At 38.8% G+C, this 17,752-nt stretch carries 15 protein-coding genes, 1 pseudogene and 1 riboswitch; of the genes and pseudogenes, 10 read left to right on the forward strand and 6 right to left on the reverse strand.

What is annotated here, in order from left to right:
* Positions 1–336 precede the first annotated feature (336 nt).
* Positions 337–1,152, reverse strand: coding sequence for a carboxymuconolactone decarboxylase family protein (locus NMU02_RS06620; RefSeq protein ID WP_255026755.1), 816 nt, complete (start codon positions 1,150–1,152; stop codon positions 337–339).
* Between the two features lie 6 nt (positions 1,153–1,158).
* On the reverse strand, positions 1,159–1,569 hold the full coding sequence (locus NMU02_RS06625) for a putative quinol monooxygenase (protein WP_435522023.1): 411 nt from the start codon (positions 1,567–1,569) through the stop codon (positions 1,159–1,161).
* Positions 1,570–2,568: 999 nt separating this feature from the next.
* Between NMU02_RS06625 and pepT the strand changes: the two genes are divergently transcribed.
* Positions 2,569–3,792 (forward strand): peptidase T, encoded by a 1,224-nt coding sequence (gene pepT / locus NMU02_RS06630; RefSeq protein ID WP_255026762.1) that lies wholly within the window; start codon positions 2,569–2,571, stop codon positions 3,790–3,792.
* A gap of 82 nt (positions 3,793–3,874) precedes the next feature.
* Complete coding sequence (miaA, locus tag NMU02_RS06635) at positions 3,875–4,789, forward strand: tRNA (adenosine(37)-N6)-dimethylallyltransferase MiaA (protein WP_255026764.1); 915 nt, start codon at positions 3,875–3,877, stop codon at positions 4,787–4,789.
* A gap of 54 nt (positions 4,790–4,843) precedes the next feature.
* Here the strand turns inward: miaA and NMU02_RS06640 are convergent, their stop codons facing one another.
* Positions 4,844–5,743: a glycosyltransferase family protein gene (locus NMU02_RS06640; RefSeq protein ID WP_255026765.1), complete on the reverse strand. Its 900-nt coding sequence runs from the start codon at positions 5,741–5,743 to the stop codon at positions 4,844–4,846.
* A gap of 362 nt (positions 5,744–6,105) precedes the next feature.
* Here NMU02_RS06640 and NMU02_RS06645 point away from each other — a divergent pair, with 362 nt between their 5' ends.
* From NMU02_RS06645 to NMU02_RS06660, 4 genes are all read left to right on the forward strand, one after another.
* On the forward strand, positions 6,106–6,696 hold the full coding sequence (locus NMU02_RS06645) for an RNA polymerase sigma factor (protein ID WP_255026771.1): 591 nt from the start codon (positions 6,106–6,108) through the stop codon (positions 6,694–6,696).
* 72 nt (positions 6,697–6,768) lie between these two features.
* A complete protein-coding gene (locus NMU02_RS06650) occupies positions 6,769–6,927 on the forward strand; it encodes a hypothetical protein (protein WP_255026772.1) in 159 nt (52 codons plus the stop codon).
* Between the two features lie 187 nt (positions 6,928–7,114).
* A complete protein-coding gene (gene rpe / locus NMU02_RS06655) occupies positions 7,115–7,765 on the forward strand; it encodes a ribulose-phosphate 3-epimerase (protein ID WP_255026773.1) in 651 nt (216 codons plus the stop codon).
* A gap of 128 nt (positions 7,766–7,893) precedes the next feature.
* Positions 7,894–9,972 (forward strand): ComEC/Rec2 family competence protein, encoded by a 2,079-nt coding sequence (locus tag NMU02_RS06660; protein ID WP_255026774.1) that lies wholly within the window; start codon positions 7,894–7,896, stop codon positions 9,970–9,972.
* Here the strand turns inward: NMU02_RS06660 and NMU02_RS06665 are convergent.
* Positions 9,969–12,383: a TonB-dependent receptor gene (locus NMU02_RS06665; protein ID WP_255026776.1), complete on the reverse strand. Its 2,415-nt coding sequence runs from the start codon at positions 12,381–12,383 to the stop codon at positions 9,969–9,971. The genes NMU02_RS06660 and NMU02_RS06665 overlap by 4 nt on opposite strands.
* Positions 12,384–12,539: 156 nt before the next feature.
* On the opposite strand from NMU02_RS06665, the pseudogene NMU02_RS06670 reads away from it, so the two are divergent.
* From NMU02_RS06670 to NMU02_RS06685, 4 genes and pseudogenes are all read left to right on the forward strand, one after another.
* Positions 12,540–12,746 (forward strand): annotated as a pseudogene (locus NMU02_RS06670) (nitroreductase family protein); the annotation flags it as partial.
* A 61-nt stretch (positions 12,747–12,807) separates the two neighbouring features.
* Positions 12,808–13,578: a Rossmann-like and DUF2520 domain-containing protein gene (locus tag NMU02_RS06675; protein ID WP_255026779.1), complete on the forward strand. Its 771-nt coding sequence runs from the start codon at positions 12,808–12,810 to the stop codon at positions 13,576–13,578.
* A 5-nt stretch (positions 13,579–13,583) separates the two neighbouring features.
* Positions 13,584–14,105 (forward strand): KdsC family phosphatase, encoded by a 522-nt coding sequence (locus NMU02_RS06680; RefSeq protein ID WP_255026780.1) that lies wholly within the window; start codon positions 13,584–13,586, stop codon positions 14,103–14,105.
* Between the two features lie 136 nt (positions 14,106–14,241).
* The gene (locus tag NMU02_RS06685) at positions 14,242–14,823 is read left to right on the forward strand and encodes a Maf-like protein (RefSeq protein WP_255026783.1); all 582 of its coding nucleotides are present in this window, start codon (positions 14,242–14,244) and stop codon (positions 14,821–14,823) included.
* On the opposite strand, the gene NMU02_RS06690 is transcribed toward NMU02_RS06685, so the two are convergent.
* Both NMU02_RS06690 and NMU02_RS06695 read right to left on the reverse strand, forming a co-directional pair.
* A complete protein-coding gene (locus tag NMU02_RS06690) occupies positions 14,797–15,993 on the reverse strand; it encodes a hypothetical protein (protein WP_255026787.1) in 1,197 nt (398 codons plus the stop codon). The genes NMU02_RS06685 and NMU02_RS06690 overlap by 27 nt on opposite strands.
* A gap of 221 nt (positions 15,994–16,214) precedes the next feature.
* Positions 16,215–16,411, reverse strand: a riboswitch (cobalamin riboswitch).
* A gap of 104 nt (positions 16,412–16,515) precedes the next feature.
* Entirely contained in the window at positions 16,516–17,667 is a 1,152-nt protein-coding gene (locus tag NMU02_RS06695) for an MFS transporter (protein WP_255026788.1), read from the reverse strand.
* Positions 17,668–17,752 lie beyond the last annotated feature (85 nt).

Consider the following 17,752-nt stretch of genomic DNA (forward strand, 5'->3'; position numbering starts at 1 on the left):
TTGTATAAAAGATTAAGGTTCTTATCTATCCATCGTAAAAGAAGGTGTCCCTGGGTGGACACCTTCTTCTTTTAATTCTTCCGTTGTACTTATTTATATATAAAAAAAGAATGGCAACCAACCGAAATAGTAAAACACAATATATCCGGAAAATCATGATAAATTATCCGCACCTTATAATTATTCTGTCTCTTTCTCTTATTATCGGCTTGTAAAAGTATAAAACAATCAAAATTATCGATAAACGATAAGCTCCTTATCTTTTTAAGAGATAACACTGGAAAAGGAGTGTTATTAATAACCTAAAAATATGGATTTAAAACAATGTCGTTGCACTTATTTTAATTTATCATATTCTTCATCGCTTACCGGTTCGAGCCATTCGTTGAAGGTATCTTCACCGGGAATTTCGAAGGCAAGATGCGCGAACCAACTGTCGGCAGCCGCTCCGTGCCAGTGTTTCACATTAGCGGGAATATGGATGACTGTTCCGGGCAAAATTTCCTGTGCCGGTTTCCCTTCTTCCTGATACCAGCCTCTTCCGGCAACTCCTACCAGCATCTGACCACCACCTTTCGATGCCTTATGAATATGCCAGTTATTGCGGCAACGAGGTTCGAAAGTCACATTGGAAAAAGGAATTTGTTCCGTTGAAATACGGGCAAGATAACTGTTACCGATGAAATACTTAGCATAAGCCGTGTTTGGTTCACCGATAGGAAAAATCATTTCCCGTTGAAAGGATGCTTTAGCATCTGTCTCGACCGTATCCTCTGCCCATACGTCCTTAGCCAGGCGGAAGGCCGCCCATGCTTTGGGCCATCCCGCATAAAAAGCAATATGGGTAATGATTTCGGAAATTTCGGTGCGGGTAATACCGTTGTTTTTTGCCGATTGTAGATGGAATGTCAGTGAACTATCTGTAATCCCCTGACTGATAAGCGACGTAATCGTTACCAAGCTACGATCGCGAAGGCTAAGCAGGTCGTTTCTACTCCATACTTCCCCGAACAGAACATCGTCATTAAGTTCTGCAAATTTAGGAGCAAACTCACCGAGTTGGTCGCGCCCGGCAGTTTGTACAATCTTTTTTTGTGCCATAACATTAAATGTTAATATACTGAATACTGTTAATAAAATGATTTTATTCATAATTATTTATTGAATGAAGTTATTAATTTTATTTGTAAAACTCAACGGGGTCTGGTCTAATAACATAAGCGATTTAATCATGTGCAGCGTTTCCCGTTTATATTTCAGAAAATGTTTAGATTGGATATGCGATGTATATGCCGCCTGATCAGCATATGTTTCGAGAATAGTAATCATACAAGGATTAGCTTTTTCCTGTACAGCATACATGGTTAACACTCCCGGTTCTGTACGTAAAGATATTTCGCCGACTTCTATCGCATACGTCTTGTACACATCGAGATATTCGGGAAAAACTTCTATTTTAGATAAGCGTACGATACCGTCGGATGCCATTGGCAATTTAGTGCACATACCTTTACGATCTATTGCAGAAACGTTTACTTTCCCAACGATCTCCTCACCAGTTACCATCATCGGTTTCGCATAAAAAGCCAACAGATTCCCCAGACTTTCCTTTTCCATTTTCATGGTAAATTGTTGATTCGGTTTCTTTTTCACTGCCATACAACAAAACAACAAAACAGATAGAAACAGAATACTTAAAATCGATTTTATCATACTTTTGCAAAATTATATTATTCTCGTTCGAATTCCATCCGTAAATTTCCGGCAACGCTCAATGTTTCGATACCTATATGAGGAAAAGTTGAATCCACAACCTTTCAAGATGTAGAGTGAAAACATCCTCCGGCTCCGCCAGAAGAGAACGGTCATACGTCAACTCTCCAAGTCTAACCTCTTAAACGTCCTCTCATGCATACCTATATCGGTTAGTATTTAATTATATGTTTTTTTTATCAACTTTGCAATGACAAAATTATACCGATTTTCGAGTAAGCTTATTATATAAATTACAGAAGTTTGTACCAATATTACTGATTCTGAGAAGGCCGTGAATCATGTAGCGAAAAAAATATATTTTTCAAGTTAAAATTTAGAGAGTAAGATAAAAGATAAGATCGTGAATATGGAATCGGTAAGCGATTATAACAATTACCTGGGGATTGAGACATTTATGCCTAAAGCTCTCTGTTACGTCATATACACGTGAATTTAGGTTTTTACACGATACTTCTGAAAGAGGTAAAATAGCGGAGACCTGAAAATTTTCGTAAGAAGTAATATTCCGATTCTATGCCTCGTACGTAAGCTCTTTTAAATAGATATATAATTTTTACTAAGCACAAGTGAAAAATTTGTTTCAGATACTGTAACCCGTTTTCTTATATCTTCTACGTTTATCATCATCTGTAACTCATCCGCTCATATTTTCGTTTTTTATCCGTATCTTTGAAGCGGATAAGCAACCCTTCGGCAAAGTATAAATATATTTGACTTTACATCCGGTTTGCATTATCTTTGCTCGATAAAACGAAAGACCTTAATTGGAAGAACAATAATAAACACACCTATATGGATTTAGTAAATCGTTTTTTACACTACGTCAGCTTCGATACCCAATCGGACGAGCTTACCAATATGACTCCCAGTACTCCGGGACAAATGATTTTTGCACGAGAACTGGAAAAAGAACTTAAAAAAATCGGAATGACTGAAGTATCCCTCGACGAAAATGGCTATTTAATGGCTACCTTACCGTCTAATACTGATAAAAAAGTTCCCACAATAGGATTTATCGCCCACCTCGATACGAGTCCCGATCTTTCGGGACGTCATGTTACTCCCCGTATTGTAAAAAATTACGACGGAAACGATATCGTACTCAGCCAAGAAGATAATATCGTACTGAAAACCGAAGATTTTCCCGAAGTAAAAAAATATATCGGACAGGATTTAATCGTAACAAATGGTAAAACCTTATTAGGAGCCGATGATAAAGCCGGTATCGCTGAAATCATTTCGGCAATGGAATACCTGATTAATCATCCTGAAATAAAACACGGCAAAATACGCGTTGCTTTTACTCCCGACGAAGAGATAGGAAAAGGACCGCACAAATTCGACATAGACCGGTTTGGTGCCGATTGGGCCTATACACTCGATGGTGGAGAAATCGGTGAACTCGAATATGAAAACTTTAACGCCGCCATGGCAAAAATTACATTTATCGGAAGAAATGTACATCCGGGGTATGCCAAACATAAAATGATAAACTCTTTACGTATCGCCATACAATACGCAATCATGCTGCCGAGATGGGAAACTCCAGAACACACCGAAGGATACGAAGGGTTTTACCATTTAATTTCATGTGAGGGATCGGTAGAAAAAACCGTACTGACGTACATAATTCGCGATCATGATCGCGACCGTTTCGACCGGCGTAAAAAAGAATTCGAGCACCTTACCCGTAAAATTAATAAAGAGTTCCCCGAATGCGCTAGCCTCGAAATAAAGGACCAGTATTACAACATGCATGAAAAAATAGAACCGGTAAAATATATTGTCGATCTCGCTTTTGAAGCTATGGAAAAATCAGGCGTTACTCCATCGGTAAAACCGGTACGAGGCGGTACCGACGGTGCACAACTTTCGTTTATGGGACTTCCCTGTCCCAATATTTTTGCCGGGGGGCATAATTTTCACGGACGATACGAATTCGTTCCTATACAATCGATGGAAAAAGCCAGTGAAGTAGTCGTACAAATCGCCAAGCTCGCAGTCGAAAAACATTAAACATATATTATCTATAAACCTTTAAGAGCAGATTTCGAGCCGAACACCTGAAACCTGCTCTTATTTTTCTATCGTATTACTGATGATGAGTAAAACACTGATCGTACTTTTGGGTCCTACCGGTGTAGGAAAAACAGATCTTTCACTAAACCTGGCCGAATATTATAAATGCCCGATTTTGTCCTGTGACAGTAGGCAATTATATCGCCAGCTGGTAATAGGTACAGCCGCCCCAACTCCCGAACAGATGTCACGGATAAAACATTACTTTGTAGGGACACTTGATATTACTGATTATTACAGTGCTGCCCTTTACGAAGAAAATGCTTTAAAGTTAATGGAAAACTTATTCCTAACTCACGATACTTTACTTATGACAGGAGGATCGATGATGTATATCGATGCTGTTTGTAACGGAATAGACATACTACCGACCGTCTCGGAAGAAATACGTACAGCTACGCTGGAAAAATACCGAAATGAAGGTTTGGATGCCATTTGTGAAGAACTGAAAAAGCTTGATCCGGTATTTTACAATCAGGTAGATCTGAAAAACCCTAAACGTGTTATTCATGCACTCGAAATTTGTTACATGACCGAACGTCCCTATTCGGAACTGCGTACTAATACGAAAAAAAAACGACCTTTCGATATCCTTAAAATAGGACTGCGTCGGGAACGGGAAGAACTATACCAACGTATAAACAACCGTGTTGACGAAATGATAAAAGAAGGATTGGTAGAAGAAGCTCGCAACGTATACGAACACCGGGAAATGAATTCACTGAATACGGTAGGTTATAAAGAAATTTTTAAATACTTGTCGGGAGAATGGGATCTGGACTTTTCCATAGAGAAAATAAAACGGAATACAAGGGTATATTCGCGTAAACAAATGACCTGGTTTAAAAGAGATTCTGAAATAAACTGGTTCTATCCAGAGGAAAAAGAACAAATAATATCATTTATCGACTCTAAGCTGTACGGTAAAAAATAAAAAAGAAGCAGAGATTAATCCCCGCTTCTTTTCTTTAACTACAAATATATAAAATCAGAACAATTTTTCCGGATATTCGCCTGCTGCAACCAATTCGTTTATTTTAGCGACAACCGAAGGACGGTCTTGAGCATAAGTAACTCCAAACCATTTAGAAGTAGTATCCAATACTTTTACAGTAGCCATCTTATTTTGAATAAGATAATTTACCATCAATGGAATAAAATATTCCGCTTTGATATTGTCGGCATTATCTTTGAGAAATTGGACGAAATAATCTTCGGAATATTTAAAATAGTCGGGTGTAAATCCCCACATATTCATCGATACGGGAGTATTTTCATCGACCTCCGTCCAAGTTTCTCCTTCTTTAAACATGACTTTACCATCGATACGTTCGATATGGGTACGTTCTACAACGGTAGTCAGAAAATCATTTTCGTCTTTTGCACAGATACCGCGCGCTACGGCTCCGCTTTCGGACAATGTATTGCCAATACGATAACCGACCATGCAATAATGATTCTTTTCTCCTTCGAGACGGGAAAGATATTTACCCAAAACGGCAAAACTGTCACGACCGTAGAAGTCATCGGCATTTATCACGGCAAAAGGTTCTTTTATAACATCTTTTCCCATGAGTACAGCATGATTGGTTCCCCAGGGTTTTACCCGATCGGGATTAAGAGTGAAACCTTCAGGTAAATAATCGAGTTCTTGATATACCAGTTCAACGGGAATGATATTCTCGTATTTAGGAAGAATTTTTTCTCTGAAATCTTTTTCGAAAGTATGGCGAATGACAAATACAACTTTACCAAAACCACCACGTATGGCATCGAAAATAGAATAATCCATGATTGTTTCACCATTGGGACCCAACCCGTCGATCTGCTTCAATCCGCCATATCGGCTCCCCATACCAGCAGCCAGGACAAAAAGTGTCGGTTTCATTTCTTAAAATTTAAAGTGTTACTATTTTATTGATACATTATGATCGAATTAAATGTAGCGATCAAGCGACAAAGATACATAAACAAATGTAAAATTTACACTATTTACCGATATAATTTATGGAGATAAAAATATTAAAAAATAAAAGACGAATAAAAATTATCCCCTCTTTTAACATTTAACATTTCATGGGTTAACGACGTTAAATATATATCCGAAGTAAAAAAATCATTCGAAAAACTTTAGGGATTAAGAAAAATGCATTTTATTTGTAGCAAAACACAAACAATCTATAATTAACCCATAAACCGAAAAGCCTATAGAAACATCGTTACTCTTTAATCAAACATAGGAACAACACAATGGATAATTTATTATCTCAACCGGACGAAATGTTGGTTGATTTGTATGCAAAGGGTAATAATGAGGCTTTTGACATTCTGTTAAACCGTCACAAAAACAGAATTTATACCTACATTTATTACGTAGTACGCAATCGAGATCTTACAGAAGATATTTTTCAGGAAACTTTTGTAAAAGCTATTGTGACCATTAAACAGGGAAGATACACCGAAAACGGTAAGTTCCCTGCATGGATCACTCGTATCGCACATAATCTCATCATCGATTATTACCGTCAGGAAAAGAACGAAAACCAAATATCGAATGATGAAACCGAAGCCGATATATTCAACAACAAAGACCTGAGTGAAGGTACGATCGAAGACATACTGGTAGAAAAACAGATACATGCCGACATCAGAAAACTGGTAAAAGCCCTTCCCGAAAATCAAAGGGAAGTTCTTATTATGCGATATTACAAAAATATGAGTTTCAAAGAAATCGCAGATGCCACTAACGTGAGTATAAACACGGCCCTGGGACGCATGCGGTATGCTATTTTAAACATACGCAAATTAGCCGAAGAAAAAAATATTACGTTAACGTTATAATTTTAAGGCTGCCGAAATAATAAAGCAATCATAGTTGCGTTCTTTATATAAACAATACAATAAAGAATGCCTATGAATAAAAAAACTACATCTGAAACTGTGTCCGGGAAAACTCTTTTTATAGAAATGACTCCTAAAAAGATCACTCTCGATAAAATAAGTCAATTCGCACGGACATATACATTTGAAAAAAATCTCCCGGCAAAACTGGCTTCATACGTAATTAATTAAATAACAGTTGAAACTGAACGGTGCAATGGTACCGGACATAAGAAAAAGAATAATACAAAACTTTTTCTTATGTCCGGTTTCTTTTCATTGCCTTATCTCTTTTTTAAAATAATTCATCCGTACAGCCTCGTTTTCCGGCCATTTGTTTTATATTTGTAAAAAACATAAATAACCGCAATTATATATTATGAGTTGCAAAATAGCTCCTTCGTTACTCGCAGCCAATTTCGGTTGTTTGCGGGAAGAAATAAACAGGGTAAACGATAGCGAAGCCGACTGGCTTCATATCGATGTAATGGACGGGGTATTCGTACCTAATATCTCTTTCGGGTTCCCGGTTATGGAATATATCAAAGAACTCAGCAAAAAACCGCTGGATGTACATTTGATGATTACCGATCCGGCTAAATTTATAAATGAAGTAAAAGACTCCGGTGCTTACATTATGAATGTTCATTACGAAGCATGCCTGCATCTGCATCGAACCATCCAACAAATTAAAGAATGCGGGATGAAAGCGGCCGTTACTCTTAACCCTCATACACCGGTTATCTTGCTCGAAGATATTATACGCGACGTAGATATGGTATTGATCATGTCGGTAAACCCGGGATTCGGCGGACAAAAATTTATAGAAAATTCTATCGAGAAAGTTAGCCGTCTGAAAGAACTTATCCTGCGTAAAAACTCCTCTGCACTAATAGAAGTAGATGGTGGGATAAATCTTGAAACAGGGAAAAAAATCGTCGATGCGGGAGCCGATGTATTAGTTGCCGGAAACTCTGTATTTAGAGCATCTGATCCTGTTGAAATGATAAGCAAACTGAAAATGCTCTGATATATACAAGAGGCAGAGAAGCCGATAAGAAAAATTTATTTATTTTATTTCTTCCGGTACCTGAAAAACACGATATCGACTTTTTATCGTTTTCTCTGTCTCGTGCTTTTTAATTAATCGCCCTTTATATGCAATATGTTCCTTTTTTGCGTTTTCTATTACCTTTTATCACCGGAATATGCTCACAGATATATCTCGAAGGATATATCATTCCCTTATATTCGACCTGTATCGGCATTTGTTTTCTTATAATCCACTATTCCTCACGCAATATCGAAAGTAAATACCGTACGAAAAACAATTTCGGCATCTTTATTTTTTTTAGTTTTCTTGCATTAGGATCGGGTACGGTTTCTTTTCGGCAGATGCAAGAAAAAGAAATTCCGCCATCATATACATCAGTCATTGCCAGAATCGCACAAGACGCAGAAATAAGAGACAAATCGGTACGCTGCCTCGTTGAACTGAAAGGATGGATGCAAAAAGACAAACTGATCGTTAACAAACAGGGATATGCGTTACTGTATTTACAAAAAGAAGAAAACGCAGAAAGTCTGGTGCAAAGAAATTATGTAATTTTCAAACAAAATCTACAGTTTATTAAGAATGCAAGAATCCCCGACTCTTTCGATTATGCTCTTCATACCCGCAGTAAAGGAATCATATATTCCCAATATGTATCTACCAAAGACTGGGAAAGATTAGGGTATGATCCTCATAAAAATTTTCGGGAGATAGCATTGATATTCCGTAAGAGAGCTGCTGATATTATACAAAAAACTGATTTGCCCGAAGAACGGAAGGCGTTCCTACAAGCTCTTTTATTGGGTGAAATCCAAAACATAAACTCCACACAACGAGCATCGTTTTCTACTGCCGGTATCTCCCATATATTAGCCGTGAGCGGATTACATACCGGAATCATCTGGTGGCTGTTAGGAATGATTCTTCTGCCTTTCAAATATATTGCAGGCGGTCGTTTACGTTATTTTCTAATCATAACCGGATTATGGTTTTACGCTTTCTTCACCGGATTATCACCTTCTGTAACGAGAGCGACGATTATGGCAACGATGATACTGGCAGGTATGATTTTGGGTCGTAAAAACATAACGTTGAACTCATTGCTTATCGCAGCATTTCTGATGTTGCTTTACCAGCCCTACTATCTGTTCGACATCGGATTTCAACTAAGTTTTACCGCCGTATTATCCATAACCTTCCTTTATCACCTACTAACAAGATGTATTTTCCCCCGCCATATTCTGTTACGAAGAATCTGGTCTCTCACCGCATTATCTCTATCGGCACAAATAGGCACACTACCTATCGCGGTTTATTATTTTCATGAAATACCGATTCTGTTTTTGCTCTCAAATCTTCTCATACTTCCCCTATTGCCGTTTATAATGGGTACCGGCCTCTTGTATCTGTTTTTATCAGCAATCGGTTTTCAGGCTCACTGGATATTGCTCATTCTGAATTATCTTTCGAATTACGTTTTGCAAATAACCGAATTTTTATCGGGGTTACCTTTCGCCTCGATTAAAAGGATATGGCTTTTCCCCAGATACTTGTTTTTATATTATATAACAGTTCTTATTGCCATTCTCGCAATCGTTTACCGAAAAAAAACTCTATTATTAAGTTTACTTCCGGCATTGTTGCTCTTCCTCATCATCGATCTTGTTTTTCCTCCACACCAACCCGTAAAAAATGGCTGGCTTGTTTTTGACCAAAACTCGGGTACGACCTTTAATTTTATCGATAAAGGTAAAAATTATATATTTCGAGTAGATACCTTAAACGATATGGATAAAATATATCGAATGGGAAATAATTTCTGGATGAAAAACGACCTCGGGCTTCCTGATACGATTCCACAGAAAGTCCCTACGGGAAACTTATATATAAATAAACCGTTTTTATATTTCCAGGGAAAATACATTCTCATTCTCGACTCCTCCCGATGGCGGAACACAACAGCAAGACATCGGTTAAAAGTCGATTATGCGGTTATCTGTAAAGGATTCTCCGGAAAACTTACGGATCTTACCAACTTATTCGTGTTCGACTCGATTATCATTTCGGCTGACGTAAACCATTTCAAAAAAGAGGCCTTGATAAAAGAATGCCGCCGATTGCATTTAAACTGCTTTCCTATAAAAGACAAAGGAACTTGGAAAGATTACACAGATGAAAACTAAAACTCGGCTGACAACCGTATGTTGAATTGTCTCAACGTAAGATAATTAGGTACACCATATTGGTGATTATATACATCTGTTACCCAATAATATGAGTTAACATTACTAATATTCAACAAATTAAAAACATCCAATCCGATCCAGATACTTTTAAAATGTCGGAAAAATCCACGACGCATGATCCGATCCTCGCCACCGACCAATAAACGAGATGCTCCGATATCGACACGGCGATAAGGAGAAGAGCGAAAATATCCGTTCTGACGTCCCAAACGCGGAGCGCCCACCGGCAGTCCGTCCGACCATATAGCTCTTAAATTAAACTTGTATTTAGGCAATCGAGGAATATAGTCCTGAAAAAACAAAGCAATGCTATATCGTTGTTCGGTTGGGCGAGGTATCATTTTACCGTTCATTTTCTCTTCAGCCTTCATCAATGAAAAACTCAGCCAAGAATCTGTCCCGGGAACAAATTGTCCGAATAACTTCATATCGAGCCCGGCGGTATATCCTTTAGAATTATTTTTACCGCTATACCAAATTCTCACATTATCTACCTCATACGGAATTAAATTGTCGAGTTTTTTATAATAAACTTCGGCTGTAAATTTAAAAGGACGATCTACCGCCCGAAAAGAATAATCGCCGCCTAAAACAAAATGGATAGAACGCTGTGACTTTATGTTACGATTGAGATTCACGACCAAATTATTGCGCTCGTCACGTATCGTATCTCTGAACTCTTTATAAAAGGGAGCCTGATAATATATACCGGTAGCAAAACGTAACGTCAATTGTTCGTTTCGAATAGGAATAAACCCAACCGAAGCACGCGGACTGACAATACACTCTTTATTAAAATCCCAATAAGCAGCCCGTATTCCGGCGGTAAATGTAAAAAGACCGGCTGTACTGCGAAGCCGATAAGTATCTTGTAAAAAAGCCGAAAAACGATTACTTTCGATAGTCTGGTCCGAGTTAAGATTTGAGATCATTTCCAGTTTATGATCGAGATTGGGCAGCGAGTATCCGGCCGAATCCCTCAATTCCCATTCTCCTACCCGATCTGTAATTTTTTCCCGTTGATAATTGACTCCCCATTTTATATCGTTTTTCTTTATCCGGGTAGCCCCTTTGATTCCGAATGCAAATACCGACGCATTCAATTTATTGCGGGCATGTTCATGATAAGTTCCTACCCCAAGAGTTCCGGCAGGTTCCGTATTGCCGTCCTCTTTCGACATATCGATATCATCGAGCCAATATTGCCCCGTTATATCGTATTTAACGACTTCATTGGTCACAAAACCAGAAGCCATCAAAGTAAATGCGGTATTTTTAGAATAAATATAATCGAGTGTAAGTGCTCCGAACAAAGTCTGAAACTTATCCTTTTCCTGCCCGTCAAAATACACCTTAAACTGTTTTGCCATACTGGAAGTACCGAATTTTGTCGTACGTTCCTGCGGAATAAAATTATAGGTATTATTAGAAATGTTACCCAAAAAAGAAATATTCCATTTCGGATCGAAGCGATAGGTTAAAAAAGTCTGGTAATCGAGAAACGACGGATCATATTCTCCTTTCGTATCCAGCGAACTCAATAATGTAGAGTTGGTTTTATATCGCAAACCGTGCAATTGAGAAAATTTTTTCGTACTCTGTCCTAAATACACGCTTGCCCCCAAAAAACTGGCTGAAACACTCCCTTCGAAAGCTTCCGGATGCTTATATGTTATATCGAGAACCGAAGACATTTTATCTCCGTACTCGGCAGAGAAACCGCCTGAAGAGAAACCTATTTCTCCTACCATATCGGGATTTATAAAACTAAGGCCTTCTTGTTGACCAGATCGCACAGTTAAAGGACGATATACCTCGATACCATTGACATAAACGATATTTTCATCGAAATTCCCACCTCTTACCGAATATTGTGAACTCAATTCATTACTTGAGTTCACTCCGGCCAAAGTAGTCAGCATCGCTTCTACGCTTCCTCCGGTAGCATCCGGCATAAGTTTCAAGTCTTTAGAGTCTATACGCTGCAAAGTACTGGTTTGTTTTCTGTGCTCGGCAATAACGACTTCCTGAAGACTTTTATCTGATTTGTATAAACGGGCATTTAATGTAACATTTCCCTCTGAAGTAAGTAAAACTTTTTCTTCGGTACGGTAACCCAGACATGAAAATATAACGACCAGCGAATCGGATGCCGGAACCGACAATTCGTATTTTCCCTCCAACCCGGTCATTGTTCCGAGTATCGTACCTTTAATACGTACACTCGCAAGCTCAATTCCCTGATTATTAGCATCTATTATCTTTCCCGAAAGCATTATTTTCTTTTGTGCGACAGCACTCAGCGACAAAAAGAAAAAAAGTATCGGGATATATAATCTGTATCTCATTCGCAGTATCTATAATAAACCATTATTTACCTAACGTGAAAATATCGGTTAACGTATAAGTTCCCTCTCATTTTATGTACAAATTTATATCTTTTTCGCAGCGATTCTTCATCATTGTTGTATCTTTGTCTTATAACCGAATAAGCAGATTACAAAATGGGAAATATACATGAATTACTGCAAAACAGAAGAAGTATACGTAAATATACGGAGGAACCGTTATCGCCGGAACAAGTAAAGCTCATTCTCGAAGCAGCACTAATGGCTCCTTCCTCAAAACGATCGACCGGATGGGAATTCGTTGTTGTAGAAGACAAACTTCAACTCGAAAAACTTTCCTATTGTAAAAAAACGAAGAACGCAAACCCTTCGACGAAGAAAAAATGATGTGGGAGAAAGTACACATCGATAAATGGTAAAAAACATGAAAATCGTATTTATCGGAGCCGGCAACCTGGCTACGCAATTATCTTTAGCTCTACAGTCGGCCGGACATAAGATATCACAAATTTACAGTCGTACCGAAACATCGGCACGCGAGTTGTCGGATACATTGAAGACCGAATATACAACACAAATCGAGCAAGTACGTCCCGATGCCGATCTGTATCTTTTCTCGGTAAAAGACACTGTATTGCCCGAACTCATAAGGCACATGCCCCGTAATAACGGAATATGGGCTCATACCGCCGGCAGCATGCCTATGAATATCTTTAAGACCGCGACCGAAAAGTACGGAGTTTTCTATCCGCTGCAAACATTCAGTAAACATCTCGATGTAACATTTTCACACATTCCCATCTATATAGAAGGAAGTGACAGAAATGTAACGGCAGATCTGGTCGCTTTGGGAAAAGATCTGTCGGATAATGTACAGGTAATTTCCTCGGAACAACGAAAATTCCTTCATCTGGCAGCTGTTTTTGCCTGTAATTTTACGAACTATATGTATACTATCGCTGCCGATTTGCTTGAAGAACACGACTTATCGTTCACCGACCTCTTACCTCTGATCGATGAGACAGCAGCTAAAATACATAAAATGCCCCCTGTGGAAGCACAAACAGGACCGGCAATAAGATACGACCGCAACGTCATCGAAAAACATCTCGATCTGTTAAATCATGAAAATACCCGGGAGATTTACGAATTACTTAGTAAAAACATACATAAATATTACCACAAAAACAAGTAAAAGATATGAGCAGGATCGATTACGACCTTACCCTTGTAAAGGCTTTTATTTTTGATGTCGACGGGGTTCTTTCGTCAGATATGGTTCCCCTGCATCCGAATGGAGAACCGATGCGGATGGTAAACATCAAAGACGGTTATGCATTACAACTGGCGGTAAGGCTCGGTTATGTCGTGGCCATTATTACCGGAGGCCGAACGGAAGCTGTTAAAATGCGGTTTTCTGCATTAGGTATACGTCATATTTATATGGGAGCAAGTATAAAAACAGCCGCATACCATCAACTGGTACAGGAAACCGGACTTAAACCGGAAGAAGTACTGTACATGGGCGACGATATTCCCGATTATGAAGTAATGAAAAAAGTCGGATTGCCTACATGCCCTGCAGATGCAGCTCCGGAGATAAAATCGATATCCCGATACATATCATATAAAAACGGCGGATGCGGATGCGGACGTGATGTCATCGAACAAGTGTTGCGTGCACAAGGCAAATGGATGGCCGACGAAGCTTTCGGTTGGTAATATCCCGAATAAACCGTTTTATATATGAAAATAAAAAAAATACAAAGAAAGAATCAAAAGCGATAAATCTTACTCTTACCCTATCCCCTAACACCAGTCTGGTGAACTAAATAAACCAATAAATACCCCGAAAGAAATGCTTGAAAATCTCAAAAAATACGACATATTGCTGGCCAGCAATTCCCCCCGGCGCAGAGAACTGTTATCAGGTCTCGATATTTCTTATAAAGTAACTGCATTACCCGATATAGACGAGTCGTATCCTTCTTCGCTTACCGGGGCGGATATTCCTCTGTATATATCGAAAATCAAATCGAAAGCGTATCGTCCCATGATGAATGACGATACTTTACTGATAACAGCCGATACCATCGTATGGCTGGAGGGAAAAGTTTACGGCAAACCTCATAGTGCAAAGGATGCCCGTCTTATGTTAAAAACATTATCGGGAAAAACGCACGAAGTGATCACCGGCGTTACAATATGTACTAAAAACAAAGAATTATCTTTTACTGTAACGTCTCAGGTTTCTTTCGGGACGCTCGAAGACGAAGAAATAAACTATTACATCGATCGGTATAAACCTTTCGATAAAGCGGGAGCTTACGGAATACAGGAATGGATTGGTTATATCGGTGTCACTGGTATTTCGGGCTCCTATTATAATGTTATGGGATTACCTGTACAGCGTTTATATAGAGAACTGAAAACTTTCTGAATTTAGTTCTACCCTCGCTCTGTACTGCGTATTTTCTGTTACAGGAGAAAGAGAAAGATAACCGCTCTTCAACCGTCCGTTTTCTATAACTATCGGATAGCGTTTCTGTCTTTCGATGTGGTCTTTAAATAATTTTCCCGGCTCTTTCACAAAATCGACACAATAGCAACCTTCTGTCCCCGGCATGACGAAACGATCATAAAACAATCGGGATACCATTCCCATATTCATTCTTAAATTCATTTCTACACAGGGATGCAAGCGATAAACATTTTTTTCTTCATAAATCATCATGTCAATCCCGAGATACCCTTTATAAATACCGTTTAAAAACAATGCTAAAATACGGGACAAATGCATCTGCAAATTTTGCAATGAAGCCACCGGGATAAAATGCCCTAATTTATGAGCAATCGCCCGATCAGATGCCAAAAAGTTTTCTTTATAAACCCCTTTTTTATCGGTAAGAAAATAAGAATATCCGGCAAAATCGACTTTTCCGTTTCCGTTACTGTAAAATTCCATGGCAAAATCAACTACTTTATCATAATAAGGTTCCCCTATGATTTCTCCCTGCCTTCGTAATATTCCGTTACTCCACCGTTCTAAAGTAGTATCATATACGCCACGGCCCCAGCTCAACCCTTTTCCACTACCCGACCAAGGAGCTTTCAGTACAGTTCGGGAAGCACTTTCGAGAAAGTATTTCACCTCGGTTGCCGTTCTCAATCTTATAGGATTCACAGCGGGAAGCAATTCATAACCCGACTCTCGCAAATAATCGAGTATTTTTATCGTCACCGAACGATGCGAACAGACTCGTATTCCGGCCAGTTCCTCGGGAGTAGGAAGCATCGTTTTATCAACTCCATACCGAAGTAAACGATGATAAATTTCATTACTCCATCCCCAAGGAACAAACTCCGACGGCCGATCTCCTATCCCGCCAGCACCCACTTGTAACGGAAAAGATCCGAGTTGAGAAAAATCAGAAAGATCTATTTTATTATCTGTCAATACTTGTTCGCTCTCATCTGCATACCACACAGGTAAACAAGAAAGATCATAAGCGATCGCACGTGCCGCGGGAGGAGCCATATAATGGTCTCCGTTATTGGCGATCGCCAAATCATTTTCAGGATTAAATAAATGTATTACGGGATGAGCCATACGATAATTCCTTTTTTCGAAATACAAAAGTAATCAATTTTCATATCGCCCGCTTTTTTGCAACAAAAAAGCCTTAAATACAACTATCGTGTACCAAGGCTTTTCAGGATTGTAAAGAAACGGCGACAGGGATAGGAATTATCGCCATGAGTACCACAAATACAGAAAACAATATATTGGATAATATAAATCGTCTCTGAAACCCGTTCCTCGCAAGTTTCGGCAAAAACAAAGTATGGCAGGTCTTCTGACTTTCTCCTGTTTTATCCGCCTTCCCGTCATACAGACAGTGGCATTGGGTAATGAATAAAACAATAACGGAGATTCACAGCAGCGGGACTGTCCGGGAGTTACACCCGATTCCCTTTTAATCAACTTTGCAGAAAACAAAGTATGAACCAATACGTAACAAAAATACGATTCTTTTTTAGATGAAAAAAGGATTCGCCAAATTTTTTCCAAGAAAAAAACCGGTTTCTTTCAAAACCGGTTTTTCATAAATAATATCAGATTCAAAAAATATTATTTTTTTACTTTTACTCCAAATGAGCAGTAAGTCAGATATAATATACATATAAGAATTACGAATACCGAACCGTTCTGGCTACCGACCAAATCTGTTGCATATCCCATTAAAGGAGGAGCTACAGCACCGCCGAATACACCGGTGATCATAAGTCCCGAAATTTCGTTTGCTTTATCGGGTCTGCTCTGCAATGCCATAGAATAGATAATCGGGAAAATACTGGAAATTGTAAAACCGATAAGTCCTACGATAATATATATCGGCATTTCACCCTGTATAAAGAACAAAGAAATAATTGCGGCAATAGACACGATAATATTGATGCGAAAATATTTCATAGCCGAATATTTTGCCAAAACAACAGCACCCAACAAGGCTCCTATCGTACGCAATGCAAAATATACACTCGATCCGTATCCGGCTACATCATGCGGCAACCCGCAACGTTCGATTAACAATTTCGGAGAAAGAGTATTCATACCTACATCGGTACCTACTACAAAAATAATTCCGAGGAACAATAACAATATCGTTTTATCTTTCAGCAACCCGAAAGTCGCTCCCATTGAAGATGCTTTTTCCTGAGGTTCTTCTTCTACATGACTGAATATGAGCCACAACGTAGAAATTAAGGTGATACCTGCAAAAATCGGGAAAAGATACATCCAATCTCCCAAAGTATTCAGAGCAAAAGCTGCGATAAACGGCCCGCAAAACGAAGACACGGCTTTAATCACCTGACCTCCGGTAAGAGAACTCGTAAGAGCGTCTCCTTTTACCACATTCGTCAATAAAGGATTCAGCGATACTTGCAGAATCGTATTACCTATACCGAGAAATGCGAAAGCCAACATACAAGACGTCAGATTATAAGTTATAAAAGGCAGCATCATTCCGATAATGGTAATGATCATACTCACCAAAACCGTATTTTTACGGCCGATCTTATTCATAAGAATCGCGGTAGGTACCGATAATAAAAGAAACCAGAAAAATACCATCGACGGAATAAAACCGGCGAAAGTTTCACTCAGATCGAATGCCTGTTTTACATAAGTAGTCGCAATACCGACCACATCGCAAAACCCCATGACAAAAAATCCGAAAAGCACGGCGAGTAGTGCCGAAAGAGAAGTTTTGTTTTTCATTAGTTTAAATATTTGTGAATGAATTCGTGTGTTTTTTCAGGTTTCAAATATAATAAAAACTTACCGGTTAAAAGTATTTCGATAA

This window comes from Coprobacter tertius, from assembly GCF_024330105.1.
GTDB lineage: Bacteria > Bacteroidota > Bacteroidia > Bacteroidales > Coprobacteraceae > Coprobacter > Coprobacter tertius.